This window comes from Prochlorococcus marinus str. MIT 9515, assembly GCF_000015665.1.
GTDB lineage: Bacteria > Cyanobacteriota > Cyanobacteriia > PCC-6307 > Cyanobiaceae > Prochlorococcus_A > Prochlorococcus_A marinus_P.
Genome location: NC_008817.1, coordinates 1,485,088 through 1,511,190, shown reverse-complemented (window position 1 = coordinate 1,511,190; position 26,103 = coordinate 1,485,088). Strand labels below are relative to the sequence as shown.

Sequence of the window (26,103 nt, the reverse complement as noted above, 5' to 3'; positions counted from 1 at the left end):
AAAATTGATAATGTATAAGAACTGGAGAGGTGGCTGAGTGGTTGAAAGCGGCTCCCTGCTAAGGAGTTACAGGAGGTAACTTTTGTCGAGGGTTCGAATCCCTCTCTCTCCGTATATTCTGTGTTTAAGGTGGTTTATATAAGTTCGTTGAAGTTCATGATCTAATGATATGAAGGTATTTTTAAGAAATTTAAGTCCTCAAAAGTTCACTTTTACCTCAACAACTGGTTTGTAAATAAGGTTATGGTTGAGAATATTAAGGTTAAATTACTTCAATAATAAATATATTGTTTAAAATAGAAGGTCAAATTTAATTTAAAATCAATGTAGGTTAAATAGTAGTTGTCTATTTTTCTTTTTTAAAAGTAGAGTATTAAGGAAATATATAATATCTCGATTGTATCCGATGAGTTCTTATATTCTTGGTCTGTCTTGTTATTACCATGATAGTGCTGCTGCTCTAATAAAGGATGGTGAGATAATTGCTGCTGCACAAGAAGAAAGATTCTCTCGAAAAAAGCATGATTCTAGCTTTCCTAAGAATGCAATTTACTACTGCCTTAAATCTCAGGGAATCACTCTTTCAGATATCAAAGAGATAGTATATTATGAGAAACCTCTTCTTACATTTGAACGTCTTCTCGAGACTTATTTAGGCGCTGCGCCAAGAGGAGGCAGATCATTCATTGCAGCAATGCAAGTTTGGTTGAAGGAAAAGCTATTCTTAAAAACTGAACTTCAAAAGAATCTTAAAGAGGTACAAGCATCTTTTGAATCTGAGATTAATGTTATACCAAATTTACTTTTTTCAGAGCATCATCTTTCTCATGCTTCTGCTGCTTTCTATCCAAGCCCCTTTGAGGAGTCTATAGTCTTATGCATGGATGGAGTGGGCGAGTGGGCAACAACCTCTGCTTGGATTGGTAAAGGTAAAAGCATTAAACCACTCTGGGAAATAAGTTTTCCTCATTCCCTTGGTTTGCTGTATTCCTCCTTTACTTATTATTGCGGATTTAAGGTCAATTCTGGTGAATATAAACTAATGGGTCTTGCTCCTTATGGCGAACCTAAATATGTCGATAAGATCAAGAAACATTTGATTGACATAAAAGAAGACGGTACATTCCGTCTGGATATAAGTTACTTTAAATACCATCGAGGATTCCGTATGACAGGACGGAAGTTCCACGAACTATTTGGTAAACAACCTCGAAAATCAGAAACGGAACTTACCCAGTTCCATATGGACTTGGCGGCATCAATCCAGGCAGTTACGGAAGAGGTTGTCCTGAAGTTAGCAAAATCGCTTAGGCAAGAAACTGGCATCAAGAATATATGTCTAGCTGGAGGAGTTGCTCTTAATTGTGTTGCTAATGGTAAATTGCTACTAGAAAAGATCTTTGATAATATTTGGATTCAACCTGCAAGTGGGGATGCCGGTTCTGCACTGGGCGCAGCCTTGGTTGGTTGGCATCAACATCACCAACAGGAAAGGATTACTAATACTAATGACTCCATGAAGGGTACCTACCTGGGTCCCGAGTTTAGTAATGAAGAAATAACAAAATACCTTCATAGAATTAGTGCTCCTTACCACACTCACGTTGATGTTGATTTATTTGAACTTTTAGCAGAAGAATTAGAGAAGGGTCATGTAATTGGTTGGTTCAATGGTCCTATGGAGTTTGGCCCGCGTTCCTTAGGAGGAAGGTCGATCCTTGGTGATCCACGAAATCAAAAAATGCAGAGCCTGATGAACCTGAAAATTAAGTTTAGAGAGAGTTTCAGGCCATTTGCTCCATCTGTACTCGAAGAAGATGTCAGCAATCAGTTCGAGATGAGTACCAAAAGTCCATATATGCTATTGGTTGCCCCAGTAAAAAAGGAACTCTGTATTCAAATGACAGAAGAGCAAGATAAACTCTTTGGAATTGAGAAACTCAATATCCGTAGGTCATCATTGCCCGCTATTACCCATGTGGATTACTCAGCAAGAGTTCAGACTGTAAGTAGCACCACAAATCCAAGATACTATAAATTAATTGATGCTTTCAAGCGAAAAACTGGTTGCCCCACCATCGTGAATACTTCATTCAATGTTAGAGGTGAACCAATTGTCTGTACTCCACAGGATGCTTATAGATGTTTTATGAGGACAGAGATGGATATTCTAGTTCTTCAAAATCAAATTCTTTTTAAGGGGGAGCAACCTAAGGTAGAGAAAGATGAAAAATGGATGCAGGAGTTTGCACTGGATTGATCATGAAAGAAACAATTTCAAAAAAACAACTACGAGAGTTCGGATTTCTTATTGGTTTTGGATTGCCCATATTGATTGGTTGGTTACTTCCTGTACTTGCTGGCCATGGATTCAGGTTATGGACTGTTTGGATTGGCTTTCCAGCATTTATAATAGGTATGGCTTCACCTCGACTATTGTATTATCCATACAAAATTTGGATAGCACTTGGTCATGCCCTTGGATGGGTTAATAGCAAAATTATCCTTGGTCTTATTTTCATAGTTATTCTTTTACCGATTGCATTTATAATGCGTATTACCGGATATGACTCATTAAGAACTAGACGAAAAGGAGAGAAGACCTACCGAGAAAACAGGCAAGATCATCAAACAGACCTCAAACGTATTTTTTGAACAATGAAAGCATTCTTTGATTTAGTTATAGACATTTGGGACTTTATGAAAGTTCGCAAAAAGTATTGGTTGGCACCTTTGATTATTACGATTGTCCTCATGGGTGCGCTTATAGTCTTCACACAAGGTTCAGTTGTTGCTCCATTTATTTACTCGATTTTTTAAAAAATTAGTAAGATTAAACTTCCAAAGAATTTCTTTTTTTAAATTTCTAGTAATAAATTAGTATCTTAATTGATAATTATGGCAAGTAAAAATTTCTGTCTTTGAATAAAAATTAAGTACTGGTGGGTAGATTGGTGAGTGAGGAATTTTTAATTACAATATTAATTTTTATTTTAAAAGTGGCATTGCAAGATATCTTGAAAATTCAAAGTTATGTTTGTATGAATTTGTGATGTTAATAAAAATAATTAAAAAATTAGCTACAAGATTGTTAAAAATACGAATTAATCTCAAATTTTTGAAATTTTGAGTTTTTAAATCCCAGTTCTCGAATGATGCCCAATAATAGCCGTAAAATCTCAAAATTAAGAATGTATTAATTTGATTGTGTTTGCCAAATAAGGAATAAGTATTTCTGCAGGATTTCAATTTATTTGTCACAAAAGAATTGGGGTGATATTTAGATAAATAGGTACCATATGTCTCAAATTCACTAAAACCACTTCCGGTTTCGTTTAAATGCTCTTTATTAATTTGACTTATTACAGTTTTTACCCAAGAAAGATTTTTAGAATTCGCTTTTTCTATTAAAGATATTAAATCATTCATTATCTTTGAATTAATTAGCATATGCTCGCTAATAAAAGAGAAGTTATTTGTTTTAAGTAGACCAAAATTTTTTATGGTTTGAAAATAGGGTTTATGAAATTCTTTGCTCGTATTAATAATTAATTTATTTGATTCGTCGAAGAATTTAATTTTTTTTAGCATAACGGTATCTGAATCCCAAATTAAATAATATTCTGATAAGTTGGGATACCTTGAAATATTCATTTTCAAGAATTGTTGAAAATACCAACCTGCTCTCTCTGCCTTACCTCCATATTCTCTAAGAGTATTGGCAACATCAGTTAGTTTTATATTGGGAATTATTTTATCCTCATCAAGAATAATTAATGAATTCTCTTTAGGAAAATTTTGTTTGAAAAAATTTATATTTTTTTTAGGAGTAATTATAAATATCCTCTTCGCTTCAGATAATTCAATTAAGGACCTAATAGCGCGAATTCCAATTTCTAAGTGATTGTTACTAATGCAAGTTACAATATCATAGGAATTTTTCATTTATTAAGAGGTATTTTTAAACTAATGTTCTTAATATTAGTGGAAAATTAAGTTCTGAAAAAAAGTTAAAACATAATTGATTTCTAAAGTTGAAAATTTGGTAACTTAAAAAGTAATAAGTAAAAAGATGAAATTACAAAATAATTGTTAATAACTGCCACGTTAATACTAAAAATATAGTGAGTAATTGGGCGTGTAAATTTCTTAAAAAAGTACTCACCTAATTGCCCTAAAGTTTATCTAGGATCTAAATGATTATCTTATTTATTATTACCTCTTTGTTCTTATTTGTGTGAATTTTTCATAGTTGATATTTTTTAAAAAAATCAATATCTATATTTTTAAGCTCATTCACTGAATCAAGAATTAAATCAGCTCCTGCCTCCTTAAGTTTCGATTCATATAAAGTGCGTTCTTTTCTTCTAGATTTCAAGTGAAGGTGAGGTGGAGCTATTCCAATACTCATAAAATTTTGATCTGGGATTCTTTTTTTTGCATTAATAACTGTATTTACATCCGCAATTGTGTCGCCAACGTATGCTATTGGGATATTTTCTTTCCCGAGACTTTTCTTAGATAGCTTGCTTGCTAAGTAAAGAAAACCTTCAGGATTTGGCTTGTCAGGGGCATCACCCATCGCTATTAAGGGAGGAGATGCTAATTGTAGTCTTTTTTCTAAAACAAATTTTGCAGAAGCAGATTCAGCTCCACTTACAAATCCCCAAATAATCCCAATTCCACTTAAAAATTTAAAAAATTCTTTTTTTACTAATAGCTCCTCATTTTTTATAAAGCCTGACCAATCTTTACTATCTTTCTTTGGGTTGCCGCCAAAGTAGAAGTCTTCAAAACACCTAACTATATCTTCTCTATTAGGCGGTTTAAGTTTTGAGTTTGTTTTTTGAATATTCCTCTTTATAAATTCTAAACTTAAATCCCAATCATTATTCCAGATACCCTCGTTTTTTGCATTATCAATATCCTGATAACTAGGTTCCCAACCGCAAAATTGGTAAACTGTTTTTTTTAGCGAAAGCCTATAACTATTTTCTACGCTTCGTATAACTCCATCAATATCAAATAAAATTACACCAAAATTATTCAAAGGATTAAATTCAATAGTATTTATTAAAGATTAATATTCTCTTACACAAAAAGCAAAAACAAAAAAAATTATTATTAAACATGAGATTTTTTGATATTAGTGTTCAAAGATATCCTCTTGGGGTTAAAAATATATCATCAACTAAGGTAGTTTTAGAATTGCCAATAATGATTATTGAAAGCATATCTATTTCTTCTAAAGGGATGCTATCCAAACTAAAAAATCTCTTTGATTGATTTTTCCTTCCTACTTGTCTGCCTACTAATACTGGAGTATTTCCAGGTCTATGACCTAAGACTAATTTTATAGCTCTTTTCAATTGCCAATTTCTTTCGATTGATTGTGGATTGAAAATGGTAATTACAAAGTCTCCCAATAAAGCACCCTCAATTCTTTTTTCAATGGATTCCCATGGGGTTAACTTATCACTCAAGCTTATTGAACAGAAGTCGTTCATTAATGGAGCACCACCAAGTGCAGCTGCTAGTTGCATGCTACTGATTCCAGGATGTATTTCAAATGAGGGCCTTAATTCTTTTTTCATTGTTTGAATTAATTCCAAAAGCAGACCAGCCATTCCATAAACACCTGCATCCCCAGAGGATATAAGTGCTACTTTTATTCCTTCCTCAGAAAGTTTTATGGCTTTCTCACATCTCTCTCTTTCTTCAGTAAGATTGCTTTCAATAATTACCTGATCTTTTCTTTTAAGCGGTTTAATTAGATCCAAATACATTTTATATCCAATCCATATAGAACATTTTGATAAGGCTTTTCGAGCATCATTTGTTAAATAGGAAATATCTCCCGGTCCAATACCTACAACATGAATTTCGCCTGTTAGTGGGTAATATTGATTTTTAGACCGAGCTACGGCTATCGTTACCGCACCAAATTTACTTTTTGAAAGATCGATATTTTTAAAGATTTTCTTTTCACCCAATAGTTTTGCTCCTTCTCCAGCAGCTAAAATGCAAGCGGCTTCAGCTACTGAAGGTGTACCAATCTCATTAAGTACTATATTTGATGGATTAGGTACGTTAATAGTAGATAGTAGCTCTGCCCTGAAAAATTTTATAGGCAATTTGTTTTCTCGTGAGATTTTTAAAAATGCTTGCTCATCTTTTTTAATATCGATGGTTGCATATCCTGCAATTGATAATGGAGATAAATTATTAGTTGCTAAAAATTTTTGTATGGAGTCTTCAATTAGTTGTTTGCTAGTATTTCTCTCGCAACCTAAACCGATCCATAACATGGCGGGATGCCAAGTATTTTTATGATTACTAAATATACTTATATTAAAGGATGCTTTATTTGGCTCATTATCTTTCTCTGAAATTTGAGTAATATTTTTTCCTGAGTCTGAAGTTTTCCATAAATCATTGCCTGAGGATTGGCTACAAAAAATTTCTTTATTATTGGCTTGCTTTATTACCAGTTTTGACCAGTCTTTTGTATCTCCAGACCTTTTCCATCCCCATTGATATCCAAATGAATCAATATTTAAGTAATTTTCCTCAATTGAATTATTAGTTTCTATAATTTCACCACCAAATAAATTACATATTTGAAATGCAATATTTTGTACATTTGATTGATGTGCTCCAATCAATGGAATGATTTTTGATCCTTTTTTATCAATCACAATTATTCCAGGATCTTTATCTTTTGAAGATAATAAAGAATTGATAAGTCTGATTGAGGCTCCTACTGACCCGACAAAGATAATTAACTCCAATTCTTTCCATTTTTTTTTCAGAATTAGCTTGGGTTTCAAGCACTCAATTGAATCTTTGATTTTTTTATCTATTTGAGATGAGCTTCCGATATAAATCTCATTAATAAATTCAGTTTTTTTTAGTCTTTTTAAAATCTCTTTTGAAGCATCTGAAAAACCTATTGCAATACCTTTCAATTTAAGAAGTGCTTTTTGATATCTTCTAGAAATTATATCTTGTTGCAGTAATTAACAAATAAGGAATGAAATATAAAAAAAAATTTAAGATTTTTATGAAATATTTTGGGTATATATACTTAGAACCTTGATATGCTAAGAGATTTGCTGAAAATATCGAAAAGTAACAATCATTGAAACATTTGTTACTTTCTCGCATGATCAAAGAATCTTTACCCTATTATTTTTGGTAACGAAAATCTTAAGTTTCGATTTGTTCGTTCCTAGAAAGTCTAATATTAAAAAGTAGGCTTATTAGGTGTGATGAATCTACTTAGGGCCAATTACTTAGAGGTGCTAGATGACCATTAGCCCACCAGAAAGTGGAGAAAAAGACAAAAAGATTTTGGAATCACCCGTTAAGGCTGATCCTAGACCTATTGATTTCGCCAAATTAGATAAACCAGGTTTCTGGTCAAGTAAATTATCCAAAGGTCCGAAAACCACAACTTGGATTTGGAATTTACATGCAGACGCCCACGATTTTGATGTACATACAGGAGATGCTGAAGAAGCCACCAGAAAAATATTCTCAGCTCACTTTGGACATCTTGCAGTAATTTTCATATGGATGAGTGCTGCATTTTTCCATGGAGCAAGATTCTCAAACTATTCAGGGTGGTTGGCTGATCCTACCCATGTAAAGCCTGGAGCTCAACAAGTGTGGGCAATCGTAGGTCAAGAGATGCTAAATGGTGATCTTGGTGCTAATTACAATGGAATACAAATAAGCTCTGGAGTATTCCACATGTGGCGAGCCTGGGGAATTACAAATGAGAGTGAATTGATGGCATTAGCTATTGGAGCGGTTGTAATGGCTGCACTAATGCTTCATGCAGGGATATTCCATTACCACAAAGCTGCTCCAAAAATGGAATGGTTCCAAGATGTTGAGTCCATGATGAATCATCATTTGGCTGGCCTATTGGGACTAGGTTCTTTAGCTTGGGCAGGTCATACTATTCATATTGGTGCCCCTACAGCAGCTCTTTTAGATGCGATTGATGCTGGCAGCCCACTGATTATTAACGGAAAAGAGATAGCAACAATTGCTGATATTCCAATGCCTCATCAATTGTGTGATCCACAAATTGTTGGTCAAATCTTCCCGGGTCTTGCAAGTGGTACAGGTAACTTCTTTAGTTTGAATTGGTTCGCTTTTTCAGATTTCTTAACTTTCAAGGGAGGACTTAATCCGGTTACTGGAAGCTTATGGATGACTGATATTGCACATCATCATCTTGCAATTGCTGTACTGTTCATAATTGCTGGTCATATGTACAGGACTAATTATGGAATTGGTCATAGTATGAAAGAAATATTAGATGCACATCAGGGAGATCCCATTCTTTTTCCTGCGCCTAGAGGTCATCAAGGTCTTTTTGATTTTATGGCGGAAAGTAGACATGCTCAGTTATCGGTTAACTTAGCCTTGCTTGGATCTTTATCTATTATCATCTCCCATCATATGTATGCAATGCCTCCATATCCTTACATTGCTACCGATTATATGACTGTATTGGGATTGTTTACCCACCATATGTGGATAGGAGGTCTGTTTATTGTTGGAGCTGGAGCACACGCAGGAATAGCTATGGTAAGAGACTATGATCCAGCAAAACACATAGATAATGTCTTAGATAGAGTATTGAAAGCTAGGGACGCGTTAATAAGTCACCTTAATTGGGTTTGTATGTGGTTAGGTTTTCATAGTTTTGGACTTTATATTCACAACGACACTATGAGAGCTTTGGGTAGACCTCAAGATATGTTTAGTGATAAAGCAATTCAATTACAACCAATTTTTGCTCAATGGATACAAAATATTCAATCATCAGGAGTTGGAACAACACTCTTAGAAGGTAATGGGGTAAGCCAAGTATTTAATGGTGAGACAATATCTGTTGGAGGAAAAGTTGCGATGACTGGTATCCCTCTAGGAACTGCTGATTTAATGATTCACCACATTCATGCATTCCAGATACATGTAACAGTACTAATTCTCCTTAAAGGTGTCCTTTATGCAAGAAGTTCAAGGTTAATTCCTGATAAAGCATCACTTGGATTTAGATTCCCATGTGATGGTCCTGGAAGAGGAGGTACATGTCAGGTTTCTTCCTGGGATCATGTCTTCTTGGCACTTTTCTGGATGTATAATTGTCTATCAATTGTTATTTTCCATTTTTCTTGGAAAATGCAAAGTGATGTTTGGGGTCTTACAGGAGGTAATTTTGCTCAAAGTGCAATAACTATTAATGGATGGTTAAGAGACTTTTTATGGGCACAAGCAGCACAGGTATTGACAAGTTACGGTCAATCAATAAGTATGTATGGCTTAATGTTCTTAGGTGCTCACTTTATTTGGGCATTTAGCTTAATGTTCCTATTTAGTGGAAGAGGATACTGGCAAGAACTATTTGAATCAATTGTTTGGGCACACAATAAATTGAAAGTCGCTCCAACAATTCAACCAAGAGCACTATCAATTACTCAAGGTCGTGCAGTTGGTGTAACTCACTTCTTAGTGGGTGGTATAGCTACTACTTGGGCATTTTTCCATGCTCGCCTTTTCGGGATTGGCTAAATAACCTGAACTTCACCTTTTTAATTCAATGGCAACAAAATTTCCAGCATTTAACCAGGGTCTAGCTCAGGACCCAACCACCCGCCGAATATGGTACGGCATAGCTACTGCTCATGACTTTGAGAGTCATGATGGGATGACAGAAGAAAAGCTTTACCAAAAGTTGTTTTCTACGCATTTTGGTCATTTAGCAATTATTGCTCTTTGGGTAGCTGGTAATCTATTTCATATTGCTTGGCAAGGTAATTTTGAGCAATTTGTACTTGATCCAACCCATGTTCGTCCTATCGCTCATGCTATTTGGGACCCTCACTTCGGTTCTGGTATTACAGAAGCAATGACTCAGGCAGGAGCCGATGGCCCAGTAAATATTGCTTATTCAGGTTTATATCATTGGTGGTACACCATAGGCATGAGAACAAATGAGCAATTGTTTCAAGCCTCAATATTTATGAGTATTTTGGCTTGTTGGACATTGTTTGCTGGATGGTTACATTTACAACCAAAATTTAGACCTTCACTTGCCTGGTTTAAAAATAACGAATCTAGATTAAATCATCATCTTGCTGTTTTATTTGGTTTTAGTAGTATTGCTTGGACAGGACACTTAGTTCACGTTGCTATTCCTGAATCTAGAGGTATTCATGTAGGTTGGGATAATTGGTTAACAGTACTACCTCATCCAGCCGGCTTAACTCCTTTCTTTACACTTAATTGGGGTGCATATGCCCAGAATCCGGATTCATTAGAACAAGTATTTGGTACGGCAGAGGGAGCGGGTACAGCAATATTTACTTTCCTAGGAGGACTTCATCCTCAAAGTGAAGCATTATGGTTAACTGACATAGCTCATCATCACATTGCAATAGGTACTGTATTTATAATCGCCGGACATATGTATAGAAATACTTTTGGAATCGGACATAGTTTAAAAGAAATTACAGAAGCGCATAATACAAGACATCCTCTTGATCCTCACAAAGGAAGTTTTGGGATTAATCACGATGGTCTTTATGAAACTGTTACTAATTCGCTTCACTTCCAACTTGGTTTAGCTCTAGCAGCTCTTGGAGTAGCCACATCATTGGTGGCTCAACATATGGGAGCTCTTCCTTCATATGCTTTTATAGCAAGAGATTACACTACACAGTCAGCTTTATATACTCATCACCAATATATAGCGATGTTTTTAATGGTTGGTGCTTTTGCTCATGGTGCAATATTCTTTGTCAGAGATTATGATCCTGAATTAAATAAAGATAATGTATTAGCTCGTGTACTAGGAACTAAGGAAGCTCTTATTAGTCATTTAAGCTGGGTGACTATGATCTTGGGTTTTCATACATTAGGAATATATGTACATAACGATGTTGTTGTAGCTTTTGGAAATCCTGAAAAACAAATTTTAATCGAACCAGTATTTGCTCAGTTCGTGCAGGCAGCTCAAGGAAAGATGATGTATGGTTTTAACGCACTGCTTTCTGATCCTACAAGTGCAGCTAGTGTCGCTGCAAATTCTTTACCGGGAAATCATTACTGGATGGATTTGATTAATAGACAAGATGCTTTAAGTGCTTTTTTACCCATTGGACCAGCAGATTTCTTGGTTCATCATGCTATTGCTCTTGGACTTCACACAACTGCACTAATTCTAATTAAAGGGGCTTTAGATGCTAGAGGCACTAAGCTTATTCCAGACAAGAAAGATTTAGGTTATGCATTCCCATGTGATGGACCAGGGAGAGGAGGTACTTGTGACAGCTCATCTTGGGACGCCATGTATCTAGCAATGTTCTGGGCATTAAACTTGATAGCATGGGTAACTTTTTACTGGCATTGGAAACATTTAGCAATTTGGCAAGGTAATGTTGCTCAATTTAATGAGTCTGGAACTTACTTAATGGGTTGGTTTAGAGATTATCTATGGCTAAACTCAGCTCAATTAATTAATGGATATAATCCATTCGGCGTTAATTCACTTTCTGTTTGGGCTTGGATGTTCTTATTCGGCCATTTAGTATGGGCCACTGGGTTTATGTTCTTGATCTCATGGCGTGGCTACTGGCAAGAATTAATCGAAACATTAGTTTGGGCCCACCAGCGTACTCCAATAGCAAACCTTGTAGGTTGGAGAGATAAACCTGTTGCACTTTCAATTGTTCAAGCAAGACTAGTGGGATTAGCTCATTTCACAATTGGAAATATTCTCACTTTCGGAGCATTTGTAATAGCTTCTACTTCAGGTAAGTTTGGATAAAAACTTATTAAATAAGATAAATCACCACTTATGTGGTGATTTTTTTTGTTTAATTTCTTTGTTCTAAATTAAGTTAAAATTAAAAGATTATTAATCGCGAATCATATGAAAAATATTACTCAGTTGATATCTATTATTATCCCTGTGTTTAATGAAAGTGAGAGTATTGGTTATTTATTAGATGAAGTTTTAAATGTTATTAAAGATAATAATTATAATTGTGAATTGATAGTAGTTAATGATGGCTCTCGTGATAATACTTCAACTGTATTAGATCAATTAACTATTAAGATTAAGGAATTATCAGTAATTTCACTTCGAAAGAATTATGGACAAACTGCAGCAATGGCAGCAGGTTTTGATAATTCTAAAGGTGAAATTGTAATTACTCTAGATGGAGACTTACAAAATGATCCTAATGATATTCCAAAATTAATTTCATATATTAATTCTGGCTATGATTTAGTTTGTGGATGGAGATATGAAAGGAAAGATAAATTACTTAATAGACGCATACCATCAAAAATAGCTAATAAGTTGATAGCTAATGTTACTGGACTGAAGTTGCATGATTACGGTTGTTCATTGAAAGCTTTTAAAAAAGAAATTGTAGATGACATAAAATTATACGGTGAACTTCATAGGTTTTTACCAGTTTTAGCGAACATAGAAGGAGCTAAAATCAAAGAAATCGAAGTTAATCATAGAAGTCGCCAATACGGCTCTAGTAAATATGGGATAGATAGAACTTTTAGGGTTTTGATGGATTTACTGACAGTTTGGTTTATGACTAAATTTTTAACTAGACCTATGTATGGATTCGGTTTTGTTGGAATTATCAGTATTTTGATAAGTCTAGGCATGACTTTTTACTTATTTGTTCTCAAAACTTTAGGTCAAGATATTGGTAATCGTCCCATGCTAATGTTTGCTTTAATATTGGGAATTGCAGGTGTTCAATTATTTAGTTTTGGATTATTAGGCGAACTGTTAATGAGAACTTATCACGAAAGTCAAAATAGGCCGATTTACAGAGTTAGAAAAATCCAAAGTAATTCTAAAGAGTAATTATTTACGTAAATTTTCTAATAAGTAGGGCAGAACGTTCAACTACCTGAAGGTTCATATCTTTTAATCCTTTTCTGAGAATAGGTAATGTAGATTTATCTGCTAATTCTTCTGCAATATTTAAAGCTTTTAATTTATCTACTGTACCCCCTTTAAATAGTCTTGACATGTTTTCTCTTAAATTTTTTTTTTGAAATTCCGAGTAATTATTAAAGTTATGTTGATAATAAATATTTTTACTTTTTTTTAATGAAGAAAGTCTTTTATTTTTATTATGTATTTCTTTAATTGGATATGATTTCTTTTTATCTAGAGCTTTAAATATATATTTTTTCTTGTAGATAACTAGAAAAAATATTATTAAGATAATAAAAACTATAGTCAAGTAATTAAGCATAAAAAAAGTTAATAATTTTTATATCATCCATTAATAAAAGTAACACTATTTTTCAAATAAATATTAAAGTGTTTAAAGATGTTTTAAATAACTATGCCATCTGATTTAGCAAATCTCCTTCCACCGATCTTTGTTCCATTAATTGGGATAGCTATGCCTGCAGTATTTATCGTACTGATAGGTAGATTAATTACTGCAACTGAATAAACTAACTAAAAAATAACTATTAAAACAATGAGCGACTTTCAAAAATCATTCTCAGAATCAACAAATTCTATTAAATTTGATGATAAATATAGAGATAATTCTGTCCAGCCTGATGATATTGGTGTTGCAAATCAATGGGCTGTTAAAACAGTTGCTGATCCATGTGTTGGGAATTTAGCTACTCCAGTTAATAGTGGTTATTTCACAAAAGCGTTTATTAATAACTTACCTTTTTATAGGGAAGGGATTTCTCCAAACTTTAGAGGTTTAGAGACAGGAGCAGCATTTGGTTATCTCTTATATGGACCATTTACGATGACAGGTCCACTTAGAAATTCCGATTTTGCTATAACTGCAGGTCTTCTAGCAGCTATTGGAGCAGTTCATATAATGACAGCACTTTTAGTTCTTTACAACGCTCCAGGAAAAGCACCTAATGTTCAGCCCCCAGATGCTACTGTAAATAACCCTCCCGCAGACTTGTTTACCAGAGCAGGTTGGGCTGATTTTACAAGTGGATTTTGGTTGGGAGGTTGTGGCGGAGCTGTATTTGCCTGGCTATTAGTAGGTACTCTACATTTAGATACCATAATGCCAATTATTAAAAATATTTGGACTGCAGGTTAAATTCACTAGGAAATAATAAAAAAGTCAAAAATCTAATATAAACTTTCATCTAATAGTTTTATCCCATCTGAAAGATCTGAATATTCTTCCTGCAGAAATCAGTTTTGATTGATAATGAAGAGAAATTCTGTCATTAGTCTTTTTTAGAGTATCTATTCCTATACCATTTCTTCCGAAATCATTACCTGAACAATGGTAATACAATCCCTCTCCTTTATAAATTCCAACATGATCGCATTTTTTGCTATTACCAAAAAATAAAATATCGCCTTTTTCGAGTGAATATTTGATTTCTGTAAAATTAAAAAGATGCCGACAAAAACTTTTTATTTGATATGAGTCTCTAGGTATATAAATTCCATAATTTAGAAATGCCGTTTGAATTAATCCTGAACAGTCAAAATTAGGACCTATTGTTCCACCCCAAAGATATTGATTTTTTAACTTAGATTGATTTTTGATCCAATTAAGAACCAATGGAATTTTTTCTCGTATAAATATTTCATCAGATTTGATGAAACTGTTATTAAAATTGAATTTCTCAATAATTAATTTATCTAAATCAATCCAGCAGATATAACCATCTTCATAAAATTGAACTAATATCCTAGATAATCTTTTTTTACTTTGATATGGAGTTGGATAAATAAGCTTGAAAATTCTATTTTTGAATATTTCCGTTACTAAATTATTTTCAGTTTCATTTTGATATCCAGAAATATTAATTTTTACTTCCCACCAAATAGTATTAGAAAAATTAGTTTGCTTAAATAGTGAGATAGGGTCTATATTTTTTTTCATAGAATGTCTTTTTATTATTTGCGAGAAGAAATGGGTCTAGCATTAAATGATATTCTAGACAGAGTTTGTTTTAACAATAAAGAATATTCAAAAAAAGATATCGCCATAACTTGGATTAACTACAAAGATGAAAATAATCATTTAAGTAAAGGTGTTGGATTTGGAATCAATAATAAAAAACTTATTTATCCTGCAAGCATTGTAAAACTAGTTTATGGCCTTGCTGCATACTCATGGATTGAAAAAAACAAAATATTGTTAAGTCAAGAAATAAGTAATGCGGTATACAAAATGCTGTTTTACTCAAGTAATGATGCTACAAGCTTTATAGTTGATATCCTGACAGGTACTACAAGTGGTCCATCCATAGAGGGCGATCATTGGGAGAATTGGAAATATCAAAGGTCGATAATTAATGATTGGTTAAAAGATCTTAATTGGAACGAATTATATGAAATTAATTGCTGCCAAAAGACTTGGGATGATGCCCCTTTTGGCAGAGAAAAAGAATTTTATGGAAATGAAAATCAAAACAGAAATATGATGACAACTGATGCAACTGCAAGAATTTTGGAAGAGATAATGATAAATCTTGATTATCAAAAGGATAATTTAAACTTAAGAAGTTTTTTAAAAAGAAATTTAAATAAGAATGTTCAAATTAAGGACCCTTCTAATCAAGTACAAGGTTTTTTAGGAGATGGATTACCTGAGAATATTGATTTTTGGAGTAAAGCAGGATTAATGTCACAAGCAAGACATGATGCCGCGTGGTGGGTTAATAATCGTTCATTACGAACTTTATTAGTTGTTTTTGGAACAGGGGAAACATACTTTAAAGATGAATTGTTATTTCCCAAAATAGCCAAGGCTGTTTACGAATATAATAATAATTTGGTTTATTATTAATTTAGATCATTTAGGAAATCTCTATCAAATTTATTTGTATAAGCTTCGTAAGGTAACATCATTATTTCATCAAAATCTAGTTCTTTTAAAATCCATTCCTTATATTCCGTAATTAAACTATTTCTATCTTCACTATCTAATTCATGAATTCGTAATGCTGTATCTTTAAGATTTTCTTTAATAAGGTTTTCAATTTCTTTTTTATTCATCTTAATTATCTTCTCCATCTAAAATTATTCTTCTAATTGTTGATAAAGCAATTCCAGTTTGAGTTCTAATTGATCGATATGAACAACCCTCGTTACGTAATCTAATTACTAATGATTCTTTTAAAGGACTAATTTTTGGTCTGCCGCCTAAATTATTACCATTTAATCTTCTTTGTAAAATTATTTCTTTTTTTCTTTCTCCTAAGCATTCATTATCTAATTTGTCTAATTCATATAAGATATTAAAAACTGAAGAATATATCTCTGAAGAATTTTTTGGAGATAAAAAACCAGATAAAGTTCTCAAACTAACTTCATTATTCAATAGTTTAGTGATTGTTTTTATGCATTCATTTCTATTGGAAAATGCGCGATCTAGTTCAGTAAGGATTAATTCATCTCCTTTTGATAAATAATTTAAAGCTTTTTTTAGTTCTGGTTTTATTTTTTCATCCAAACTTATAATTTCTGAAAAGATTAAACTGCAACCTTCATTTTTTAAACGTTTTATTTGTTCTTCTAAGTTATCAAATTCACTATTTATAGCTCTAGCATATCCAATAGATTTACAAGTTTTGTTTTTTTCAGATAAAAGAAATCTTTTTCTTTTAAATTTAAAAGTCAATGTTCTAATACATATATTTTTAACTGTATCAAATACTCTTAATAAAACACTTAATAGAACAAATAAATGTAATAATATTGATAATAAGCGAGAATTCAAGAGTTTGAAGTTGTTCGGAAACTGTATTAAAAATAACGTTCTATAAAGCGTTCTTTAATATGATTTCAGAACACATTTCCTAGGTTTATTTGTCATAAAACAATTTTACAAAACAAGACTATTTTTTTTATAGAGTAATATCTACATTTCTTTCGGATTTAAATAGATGTTTAGTTTCTTTCTTGAAGTAAATAAAAATAGTAAAGTTTTACAATTTTGATTAAAATTAAAGTTAATTGGGTTGAATAAATTAATTTGACTAATATTTTAAATAATTCAGTTGCCAAACCTGAATGGTTAAGAGTAAAAGCACCTCAAGTTGAGAGAATTGGTAATATTTCAAATTTATTGAGTGATCTAAAATTAAATACAGTTTGTCAAGAAGCAAGCTGTCCTAACATTGGGGAATGTTTTGCCAGCGGTACTGCAACCTTTTTAATCATGGGCCCTGGTTGCACTAGGGCATGTCCATATTGCGATATTAATTTTGATAGATCAAAGAGAGATTTAGACCCAACAGAACCTGACCGTTTAGCAGAGGCTGTACATAGAATGAAACTTAAGCATGTGGTAATAACATCAGTTAACAGAGATGATCTTGATGATGGTGGTGCTTCTCAATTCTACAAATGTGTCTCGGAAGTTAGAATAAAGTCTCCTCAAACTACTATTGAATTATTAATCCCAGATTTATGTGGCAACTGGGGAGCACTTGAACAGGTATTAGATTCTAAACCAAATGTTTTGAATCATAATATTGAAACTGTACCAAGCTTGTATAGAAAAGTAAGACCACAAGGAAACTATCAAAGAACTTTAGAGTTACTTAAAAGAACAAGAGAATATTTTCCAAATGTTTATACAAAGTCAGGTTTTATGCTTGGATTAGGAGAAAAGGATGATGAAGTTTTAAATCTCCTAATGGATCTAAGAAGAAATGATGTAGATATAGTTACTATTGGACAATACTTATCTCCAGGCCCAAAACATCTTCCTGTTCAAAGATTTGTGAGCCCTTCGAAATTTAATTATTTTAAATTATTTGGAGAAGATGAATTAGGTTTTATGCAAATCGTGAGTTCTCCTTTAACACGTAGTAGTTATCATGCTGAAGAAATTCAAAAACTCATGAAAAAACATCCAAGATAACTAAATTATTAATTGATTGATATCAATCCATTCATTTAGTTTCCATTCAACGATGTTATTTTTTATCATCGGGTCATTTTTTATAATTTCTAGGGCATCTTTATAAGTATTCATTTCAATAATTAATAACCCGCCCGCTCCTGGTCTTTTAAATTCATCAACTAAGTATCCACTCTTAATATCAATCCCTCGTTTATTTAAATTTTTTACCCAATTAATATGTTCGTTGATTATTCGATGTTTTAGATCATTTTTTGTTAGGAATTCTTTTTTGATTAGTTCAGTCTTGATGTAGATAGACATTTACTGACTATTTATACCAAGCAGTGCTTCTTCACTAGGAGGAACAACTATTTTAAAAATCTTCTTGCAGTTAGACCAATCTTTGATTATTTTAAGTGCTTTTAAACTTTTTGTTTTTTCATGATATTCATTTAAAATTTCTAGTAAAATTTCTTCCTGCTTGAGATTATTAATCTTGTAAATGCTAACTATTTCCTTATTAACTTTATTTTCTAAATCATCATTTTCATCAAGTATGTAAGCTATTCCACCGGTCATTCCCGCTCCAATATTTCTCCCAGTTGAGCCTAAAATTATTACTTTACCACCAGTCATATATTCACAACAATGATCACCAGAACCCTCTGTTACTGCAATAGCTCCACTATTTCTAACAGCAAATCTTTCTCCGGATTTACCTAGAGCAAACAATTTACCACCTGTCGCACCATAAAGACATGTATTACCTAAGATAACTTGCTCCGAAGATTTCTCGTCTACTTTGGGTGGAACAATAGTAAGTAAACCTCCATTCATTCCTTTGCAAACATAATCATTTGCTTCACCAATTAATTGGATGTTCATCCCCTTTAAAAGAAAAGCACCGAAGCTCTGCCCCGCGTGTCCATAAAAATTTAAATTAAGTTTCCCTTTAAAACCATTGTTTCCAAAAAGCTCAGCGATTTCTCCCGAAATTTTTGCACAAACACTTCTATCAGTATTTTTGATTTTAATATCTTTTGTGAATTCTTTATGATTTCTGATCGTATCCATAAAATGAGAATCCATTAAAAATTCATCTTCCAATACAGGTCCATTATTATGAGCATTTTTTGAATGATTTATCCAAGACCTATCGTTAAATATATGATTGTTATTAACTAGGGAAGTTAGGTCTATATTTCCAGTCTTTGGAAGACTAATATCTCTTGTAGTAAGAAATTCTTTATTACCAATTAAATCCTCCATTTTAGAGACACCAATACTACTCATTATTTGTCTAATTTCCTCAGCAATATATAAAAATAAGTTGACGACATTATCTGGAAGACCTTTAAATCTTTTTCTTAATTCCTCTTTTTGAGTGGCAACCCCTACAGGACATGTATTTTTATGGCAAACACGTGCCATTATGCAACCCTCTGCGATCATCGCTACTGATCCAAAACCATACTCTTCAGCACCTAAAAGAGCTGCAATAACAACGTCCCAACCTGTTTTGAGACCACCATCAGCTCTTAAAAGTACCCTATCTCTTAAATTATTTTGTAACAGTGATTTGTGAACTTCTGCTACCCCTAATTCCCATGGCAATCCAGCATGTTTGATAGAACTTAAAGGGGAAGCACCTGTACCTCCATCATGTCCAGAAATTTGTATTACATCTGCATTTGCTTTACTAACTCCAGCAGCAATAGTTCCTATTCCAATCTCAGAAACTAGTTTTACACTTACCTTTGCTTTAGGGTGAATTTGATGAAGATCATGAATAAGTTGAGCTAAATCTTCAATTGAATAAATATCATGATGGGGAGGTGGAGAGATTAATGCTACACCCGGTTTACTATTTCTGAGCTTTGCAATATAAGAATCAACTTTTGGTCCTGGTAGTTGTCCTCCTTCTCCAGGTTTGGCGCCCTGTGCCATTTTAATTTCTAATTGTTTTCCACTTCTTAAATATTCAGGAGTTACTCCAAATCTCCCAGAAGCTATTTGTTTTATGGCAGAGCATGCGGTATCTCCGTTTTCAAGACCTTTGATAAATGGTAATGTCGCAGATCGAGTATTTTTATCGATATCGTTTAATACGTTAAAACGAGCTGGATCTTCGCCTCCTTCTCCACTATTACTTTTACCCCCTATTCTATTCATCGCAACTGCTAATACCTCATGAGCTTCTCTAGATAGTGCACCTAGACTCATGCCACCTGTACAGAATCTTTTACATATCGATTCAACACTTTCAACTTGATCCAGAGGAATGCTATCCCTTTTTGACTTTATTGTTAGTAAATCTCGTAAAGATGTTATTGGTCTATTACGAACAAGTTCTTGATAAGTATTAAAATGGTCATATCCAGGACCCTCTTTTAAGGCTGTATGAAGAACTTTTGAAATAGCAGGATTGTTTGAGTGGTATTCTCCATAATTTCTGAATTGAACAAATCCTAAGAATTCAAGTTTTTTTAGATCTATTTCTGGATAAGCTTTCGTGTGAATTGAAAATGACTCATTTGAAAGTTCTTTTAATGTTATTCCGGCAATTCGACTAGTTGTTCCATCGAAAGCTATTTTAATTAAATCAGAACCAAGTCCTACTGCCTCAAAAATTTGAGCTCCATGATAACTAGATAGAAGAGAAATTCCTATTTTTGAAAGTATTTTTCTCAGTCCATCTTCTAGTGCTTTTTTGATATTTTTTTGAACGTCTTTAGTTGATAAAGAATTAATTTTTTTACTTTCAATCAGTTTTTGAGTTTTTGGATGTTTTAACCAATGTCTAGCGGATTCAAGTATTAACCAAGGACAAACAGCACTCACTCCATAACCAATTAAACATGCTAAGTGATGAGTACTCCAACATTGCCCAGTTTCTATAATCAGAGATGCTTTTAATCTGATTTCTTTTTTTAAAAGGTAATGATGAATTGCTCCTACCGCAAGTAATGGTGGGATGAAACTTTTGTTTGAAGTCACTCCCTTATCAGAAATGATAATTAATGAAGAACCTTCATTTATTGCGATCTCGCTTTGTTTGCAAATATCATTTAGTTTATTCTCAAAACCTTTTTGACCCTCCTTAATATCAAATAAGCTTGAAATAGTATGAGATTTAATTTTCGATTCTTTTATTGAGATTAATTCTTGTTCATTAATAATTGGGCTTTTTAAATGGATAAAAGGCTTAATATTTTTCGTTTCAAATGGAGAACATCTTTCTCCAAGATGCATTTCTAAGCTCATTACTAATTTCTCTCTTAAAGGATCTATTGGGGGATTAGTAACTTGTGCAAATCTTTGTTTGAAATAGTCATATAAAATATGAGGCTTTGAAGATAGCACCGCTAGGGGGATGTCATCACCCATACAAAAAGTAGGTTCTTTAGAAACAGAAGCCATTGAATCAAGTATGAGATCATTATCTTCGGCAGAGAAACCATAAACAGTTTGTTGTTGGAGCAACTCAAGATCTTTTAATTCGCAATTTTCAAACCATTCTTTCTTCTGTAATTTAACTGTTCTTTTTTTAAGCAAATTAAGATAGTCATTTCTTCTCGCTGCTTCTGTTTTGACTTCCCAATTTCTTAGTATTTTATTATTAGTAAAATCTACTGCAAGCATTTGTCCAGGACCTAATCTACCCTTCTCAATTACTTTATTATCTTCAACATCTACGACCCCTGTCTCCGATCCCATTATCACAAATCCATCATCTGTAATTGAATATCTTGCAGGTCTTAATCCATTTCTATCAAGAGTTGCGCCAATAAAATCCCCATCAGTAAAAACCAAAAGTGCAGGCCCGTCCCAAGCTTCTTGGAGGCTTGCAGAATATTCATAAAATGCTTTTATATCTTCTTTCCCCTTTAGCTCAGGCTGATCTCTAAATGCCTCCGGAACGAGTTTCATTAAAGAATCAGTAATTAATTGTCCTGAACGAATATTGATTTCAAGCGTTGCGTCAAGATTTGATGAATCACTTTTGTTGATGTCTACAATTGGTTTGATATCTTTTGACAATTCTCCCCAATATTCATCGATATGTTTTTCTGAAGCTTTAGCCCAATTAATATTTCCTAGAAGTGTATTAATTTCTCCATTATGGCCTAGAAATCTCATAGGCTGAGCTAACGGCCATTTTGGCAGGGTGTTTGTGCTAAATCTTCTGTGGTAAACAGAAAAAGAAACCTTGAATTCTTTTTTTTGTAGGTCTCCATAAAATTTTGAAAGTATTTCTGATCGGACCATTCCTTTATAAACAACTGTTTTGGAACTAAGTGATGCGAAATAAAATTCACAATCGGCGGCATTATTTTTTGTATTTTCTCTGATCCTTTTTTCAATTCTTTTTCTAAGTTGAAATAAGAGAGTCTCGAATTCTTGACTGTCAACTTTCTCCAAACAAACGATCCATTGACATATGAATGGTGCGTTTTGTTTTGCTAAGTTCCCTAATATTTCATTTTTGACTGGTACATTTCTCCAGAAAGTTTTTTTGAAATTTAATTTTTTGGCTTCTTGTTCACATATTAGTTTTGATTCTTTAACTTTTAATTCGTTATTTGGCATGAATATCATACCTAAACCTCTAATCTGATCAGGTCGAGGCTCCAAATTCATTTCTTGATCTAAAAATTCCCATGGAATTGAACATAAAATGCCTGCACCATCTCCTGAGTCATTATCCCCGCCACATCCCCCTCTGTGTTCCATGCAATTAAGTCCTCTCAAGGATTGCTTTAATATCCAATTACTTTCCTTCCCATAAATATTTGCTATGAAACCAACTCCACAAGCATCTTTTTCTCCAATAATTCCACTTGGAGAATAACTATCTTGATATGGCCCTTTGCTTCTTTTGATACTTTCTCGCATAGATTATTTAACTATATAAGAAATCTAAAATTTATTCTATTATAAAATAAATATCAAAATACAAAGCAAAAAATAATGAAGAATTACTAAACATATTTGAATTTTATTTTTAATTTAAAAAAAATGAAAAAAAAATTCTAGATATGTCTCGTAAAAGGTTATGATTAATAAATATGTATTTTCATCTATAAATTTTAATGCCGACCATTTCCCAATTAATTGGATCAGAAAGAAAACGTCTGACAAGAAAAACTAAATCTCCTGCACTTAAATCTTGTCCAGAGAGAAGGGGTGTATGTACAAGAGTTTATACATCTACCCCAAAGAAACCAAATTCTGCCTTAAGAAAAGTTGCCAGGGTTAGATTAACCTCAGGTTTTGAGGTTACTGCATATATACCTGGAATCGGACATAACCTGCAGGAACACTCTGTAGTCCTGCTTAGGGGAGGAAGAGTTAAAGATTTACCTGGAGTCAGATACCATATAATAAGAGGAACTTTAGATACTGCAGGGGTCAAAGATAGACGCCAATCCAGATCTAAATATGGTGCAAAAGCTCCCAAAAATAATTAATTTTTTTACATCAATTTTTTTTTAAAATGTCACGTCGAAATGCAGCAGTAAAAAGACCGGTTTTACCAGACCCTCAATTTAATAGTCGTCTTGCCTCAATGATGATTTCTAGATTAATGAAACATGGTAAAAAATCTACTGCACAAAAAATACTATCTGATGCCTTTTCTCTAATAAGTGAGAGAACTGGTGGAAATGCTGTGGAGTTATTTGAAACAGCTGTAAAGAATGCAACCCCTTTAGTTGAAGTGAGAGCCAGAAGAGTTGGAGGTGCTACTTACCAAGTCCCTATGGAAGTTCGTCAAGAAAGAGGAACTGCGATGGCACTAAGATGGCTTGTTACTTTTTCAAGAGGAAGAAATGGGAAAAGTATGTCACAAAAATTAGCAGGGGAATTAATGGATGCCGCTAATGAAACTGGTAGCGCAGTTAAGAAGAGAGAAGATACTCATAAAATGGCAGAAGCTAATAAGGCTTTTGCTCACTATAGATACTAATTTCGACCCAAAATGGTCCTTAATTAGTCTATTATTGTAAGAAGTTTATTTGATTAGATAAACTGCAGCTATTTAGCAATTCATTCTATTTGGAGTTTTAACATTGGCACGCGACTTTCCCCTTGAACGAGTAAGGAATATAGGTATAGCCGCTCATATTGATGCTGGTAAAACAACTACTACTGAAAGAATACTTTTTTATTCAGGGGTTGTTCACAAAATCGGAGAAGTACATGATGGTGCTGCAGTAACGGATTGGATGGACCAAGAAAGAGAAAGAGGGATTACCATCACAGCTGCTGCAATCTCTACAAGTTGGCAGGATCATAGAATTAATATCATTGATACTCCAGGTCACGTTGACTTCACAATTGAAGTAGAAAGATCAATGAGAGTTTTAGATGGTGTCATAGCTGTATTTTGTGCTGTTGGAGGAGTTCAGCCACAATCAGAGACTGTATGGAGACAAGCTGATAGATATTCTGTTCCAAGGATGGTCTTCGTCAATAAAATGGACAGAACAGGAGCAGACTTTTTAAAAGTTAATAAACAAATTAAAGAGCGCCTCAAAGCAAATGCTTTCCCTATTCAGCTACCGATTGGTGCTGAGGGTGATCTTACAGGAATTATCGATTTAGTTAGTAACAAGGCTTACTTATACAAAAATGATTTAGGGACTGATATTGAGGAGGCTCCAATACCAGATGAGATGAAAGATGAGGCATTGGAGTGGAGAAGTAAGCTAATGGAAAGTGTCGCAGAAAATGACGAAGAATTAATTGAAATATTTTTGGATAAAGGAGAATTAACTGAAGATCAATTAAAAAAAGGCATTAGAGAAGGAGTTCTTAAGCATGGTTTAGTTCCCGTTTTATGTGGATCAGCCTTTAAAAATAAAGGGGTTCAATTAGTTCTTGATGCAGTAGTTGATTATTTGCCAGCTCCAGTTGATGTAAAGCCAATTCAAGGGGTTTTACCAAATGGTAAAGAAGATATCAGACCCTCAGATGATAATGCGCCTTTCAGTGCATTAGCTTTTAAAGTAATGTCAGATCCTTACGGAAAACTAACTTTTGTAAGAATGTATTCAGGAGTGCTTTCAAAAGGTAGTTATGTTATGAATTCAACTAAGGATGCTAAGGAGAGAATCTCTAGATTAGTAATCTTAAAAGCTGATGAAAGGGAAGAAGTTGATGAATTAAGAGCAGGTGATTTAGGGGCTGTTTTAGGCTTGAAAAACACAACAACTGGTGACACATTATGTACTACGGATGATCCAATAGTTCTAGAAACTTTATTTATTCCTGAACCAGTTATTTCAGTTGCTGTTGAACCTAAAACTAAAGGAGATATGGAAAAGCTCTCAAAAGCTTTACAAGCCTTATCAGAGGAAGATCCAACCTTCAGGGTTAGCACAGATCAAGAGACGAATCAGACCGTTATAGCTGGTATGGGTGAATTACATTTGGAAATACTTGTAGATAGAATGTTAAGAGAGTTTAAAGTTGAGGCAAATATCGGTGCTCCTCAAGTCTCGTATAGAGAAACAATCAGATCTAGTTCTAGGGGTGAAGGTAAGTATGCAAGACAAACAGGAGGTAAGGGGCAGTATGGACACGTAGTTATTGAAATGGAACCTGCTGAAGTTGGTAAAGGTTTTGAATTTGTTAACAAAATTGTTGGTGGAACAGTTCCAAAAGAATATATTGGACCAGCTTCAAATGGGATGAAAGAAACCTGTGAATCAGGCGTTCTTGCCGGTTATCCGCTGATTGATGTAAAAGTAACACTAGTCGATGGTTCGTTCCACGATGTAGACTCTTCTGAAATGGCCTTCAAAATTGCAGGTTCCATGGCTTTTAAAGATGGGGTTAAAAAATGCAATCCTGTCCTATTAGAGCCTATGATGAAAGTTGAGGTCGAAAGTCCTGATGATTTTCTTGGATCTGTAATTGGTGACCTCTCCTCAAGGAGAGGTCAAGTCGAAGGACAATCTGTCGATGATGGATTGTCTAAAGTACAGGCCAAAGTGCCTTTAGCCGAAATGTTCGGTTATGCCACTCAACTCCGATCAATGACACAAGGTCGGGGTATATTTTCAATGGAGTTCGCAAATTATGAGGAAGTTCCTCGTAATGTTGCTGAAGCTATCATTTCCAAGAATCAGGGCAACTCCTGATCTCTAAACTAAACACTCTTTAACCCTCGATTCTT

General features: G+C 33.6%; 22 protein-coding genes and 1 tRNA gene. 14 read left to right on the top strand and 9 right to left on the bottom strand.

Annotated elements, in window-relative coordinates; translation table 11 throughout:
* Nucleotides 1-23: 23 nt before the first annotated feature.
* From P9515_RS08165 to P9515_RS10005, 4 genes are all read left to right on the top strand, one after another.
* Nucleotides 24-112, top strand: a tRNA-Ser gene (locus P9515_RS08165).
* A gap of 294 nt (nt 113-406) precedes the next feature.
* Complete coding sequence (locus P9515_RS08160) at nt 407-2,260, top strand: carbamoyltransferase family protein (RefSeq protein ID WP_011821007.1); 1,854 nt, start codon at nt 407-409, stop codon at nt 2,258-2,260.
* Nucleotides 2,233-2,655, top strand: a complete 423-nt coding sequence (locus P9515_RS08155) for an SxtJ family membrane protein (RefSeq protein ID WP_011821006.1) — start codon at nt 2,233-2,235, stop codon at nt 2,653-2,655. The genes P9515_RS08160 and P9515_RS08155 overlap by 28 nt, the downstream gene beginning before the upstream one ends.
* A gap of 3 nt (nt 2,656-2,658) precedes the next feature.
* The gene (locus tag P9515_RS10005; RefSeq protein WP_225867086.1) at nt 2,659-2,820 is read left to right on the top strand and encodes a DUF5989 family protein; all 162 of its coding nucleotides are present in this window, start codon (nt 2,659-2,661) and stop codon (nt 2,818-2,820) included.
* Between the two features lie 168 nt (nt 2,821-2,988).
* Here the strand turns inward: P9515_RS10005 and P9515_RS09235 are convergent, their stop codons facing one another.
* The 3 genes from P9515_RS09235 to cobJ form a co-directional block, all read right to left on the bottom strand.
* Nucleotides 2,989-3,945 carry a DUF6492 family protein gene (locus tag P9515_RS09235; RefSeq protein WP_011821005.1) on the bottom strand — a complete coding sequence of 319 codons (957 nt, stop codon included), beginning with the start codon at nt 3,943-3,945 and terminating at the stop codon, nt 2,989-2,991.
* Between the two features lie 301 nt (nt 3,946-4,246).
* Nucleotides 4,247-5,050, bottom strand: coding sequence for a TIGR01548 family HAD-type hydrolase (locus P9515_RS08145; RefSeq protein ID WP_011821004.1), 804 nt, complete (start codon nt 5,048-5,050; stop codon nt 4,247-4,249).
* A gap of 103 nt (nt 5,051-5,153) precedes the next feature.
* The gene (cobJ, locus tag P9515_RS08140; protein ID WP_011821003.1) at nt 5,154-6,968 is read right to left on the bottom strand and encodes a precorrin-3B C(17)-methyltransferase; all 1,815 of its coding nucleotides are present in this window, start codon (nt 6,966-6,968) and stop codon (nt 5,154-5,156) included.
* A 340-nt stretch (nt 6,969-7,308) separates the two neighbouring features.
* Between cobJ and psaA the strand changes: the two genes are divergently transcribed.
* The 3 genes from psaA (at nt 7,309) to P9515_RS08125 (ending at nt 12,916) form a co-directional block, all read left to right on the top strand.
* The gene (gene psaA / locus P9515_RS08135; protein WP_011821002.1) at nt 7,309-9,591 is read left to right on the top strand and encodes a photosystem I core protein PsaA; all 2,283 of its coding nucleotides are present in this window, start codon (nt 7,309-7,311) and stop codon (nt 9,589-9,591) included.
* A gap of 28 nt (nt 9,592-9,619) precedes the next feature.
* Complete coding sequence (gene psaB / locus P9515_RS08130; RefSeq protein ID WP_011821001.1) at nt 9,620-11,848, top strand: photosystem I core protein PsaB; 2,229 nt, start codon at nt 9,620-9,622, stop codon at nt 11,846-11,848.
* Nucleotides 11,849-11,953: 105 nt separating this feature from the next.
* Nucleotides 11,954-12,916, top strand: coding sequence for a glycosyltransferase family 2 protein (locus P9515_RS08125; RefSeq protein ID WP_011821000.1), 963 nt, complete (start codon nt 11,954-11,956; stop codon nt 12,914-12,916).
* Nucleotides 12,917-12,920: 4 nt separating this feature from the next.
* Here the strand turns inward: P9515_RS08125 and P9515_RS08120 are convergent, their stop codons facing one another.
* A complete protein-coding gene (locus P9515_RS08120) occupies nt 12,921-13,313 on the bottom strand; it encodes a hypothetical protein (protein ID WP_011820999.1) in 393 nt (130 codons plus the stop codon).
* Between the two features lie 93 nt (nt 13,314-13,406).
* On the opposite strand from P9515_RS08120, the gene P9515_RS08115 reads away from it, so the two are divergent.
* Both P9515_RS08115 and P9515_RS08110 read left to right on the top strand, forming a co-directional pair.
* Entirely contained in the window at nt 13,407-13,520 is a 114-nt protein-coding gene (locus P9515_RS08115) for a photosystem I reaction center subunit VIII (protein WP_041710656.1), read from the top strand.
* Nucleotides 13,521-13,547: 27 nt separating this feature from the next.
* Nucleotides 13,548-14,147 (top strand): photosystem I reaction center protein subunit XI, encoded by a 600-nt coding sequence (locus tag P9515_RS08110; protein ID WP_011820998.1) that lies wholly within the window; start codon nt 13,548-13,550, stop codon nt 14,145-14,147.
* 45 nt (nt 14,148-14,192) lie between these two features.
* Here the strand turns inward: P9515_RS08110 and P9515_RS08105 are convergent, their stop codons facing one another.
* Nucleotides 14,193-14,948 carry a C40 family peptidase gene (locus P9515_RS08105; RefSeq protein WP_011820997.1) on the bottom strand — a complete coding sequence of 252 codons (756 nt, stop codon included), beginning with the start codon at nt 14,946-14,948 and terminating at the stop codon, nt 14,193-14,195.
* A 3-nt stretch (nt 14,949-14,951) separates the two neighbouring features.
* Between P9515_RS08105 and P9515_RS08100 the strand changes: the two genes are divergently transcribed.
* A complete protein-coding gene (locus P9515_RS08100; RefSeq protein ID WP_011820996.1) occupies nt 14,952-15,857 on the top strand; it encodes a serine hydrolase in 906 nt (301 codons plus the stop codon).
* On the opposite strand, the gene P9515_RS08095 is transcribed toward P9515_RS08100, so the two are convergent.
* Together P9515_RS08095 and P9515_RS08090 are read right to left on the bottom strand one after the other, a co-directional pair.
* Nucleotides 15,854-16,066 (bottom strand): hypothetical protein, encoded by a 213-nt coding sequence (locus P9515_RS08095; protein ID WP_041710790.1) that lies wholly within the window; start codon nt 16,064-16,066, stop codon nt 15,854-15,856. The genes P9515_RS08100 and P9515_RS08095 overlap by 4 nt on opposite strands.
* Before the next feature lies 1 nt (nt 16,067).
* The gene (locus P9515_RS08090; protein WP_011820994.1) at nt 16,068-16,790 is read right to left on the bottom strand and encodes a recombinase family protein; all 723 of its coding nucleotides are present in this window, start codon (nt 16,788-16,790) and stop codon (nt 16,068-16,070) included.
* Nucleotides 16,791-17,045: 255 nt separating this feature from the next.
* Between P9515_RS08090 and lipA the strand changes: the two genes are divergently transcribed.
* Nucleotides 17,046-17,939 (top strand): lipoyl synthase, encoded by an 894-nt coding sequence (gene lipA, locus P9515_RS08085; RefSeq protein ID WP_011820993.1) that lies wholly within the window; start codon nt 17,046-17,048, stop codon nt 17,937-17,939.
* On the opposite strand, the gene P9515_RS08080 is transcribed toward lipA, so the two are convergent.
* Both P9515_RS08080 and gltB read right to left on the bottom strand, forming a co-directional pair.
* A complete protein-coding gene (locus P9515_RS08080; RefSeq protein WP_011820992.1) occupies nt 17,940-18,242 on the bottom strand; it encodes a YciI family protein in 303 nt (100 codons plus the stop codon). It lies immediately after the preceding gene.
* Entirely contained in the window at nt 18,243-22,817 is a 4,575-nt protein-coding gene (gltB, locus tag P9515_RS08075; RefSeq protein WP_011820991.1) for a glutamate synthase large subunit, read from the bottom strand.
* A gap of 197 nt (nt 22,818-23,014) precedes the next feature.
* On the opposite strand from gltB, the gene rpsL reads away from it, so the two are divergent.
* The 3 genes from rpsL to fusA all read left to right on the top strand — a co-directional run bounded on the left by rpsL (nt 23,015) and on the right by fusA (nt 26,068).
* Entirely contained in the window at nt 23,015-23,392 is a 378-nt protein-coding gene (gene rpsL, locus P9515_RS08070; RefSeq protein ID WP_011820990.1) for a 30S ribosomal protein S12, read from the top strand.
* Between the two features lie 26 nt (nt 23,393-23,418).
* On the top strand, nt 23,419-23,889 hold the full coding sequence (rpsG, locus tag P9515_RS08065) for a 30S ribosomal protein S7 (RefSeq protein WP_011133138.1): 471 nt from the start codon (nt 23,419-23,421) through the stop codon (nt 23,887-23,889).
* Between the two features lie 103 nt (nt 23,890-23,992).
* Nucleotides 23,993-26,068: an elongation factor G gene (gene fusA / locus P9515_RS08060; RefSeq protein WP_011820989.1), complete on the top strand. Its 2,076-nt coding sequence runs from the start codon at nt 23,993-23,995 to the stop codon at nt 26,066-26,068.
* Nucleotides 26,069-26,103 lie beyond the last annotated feature (35 nt).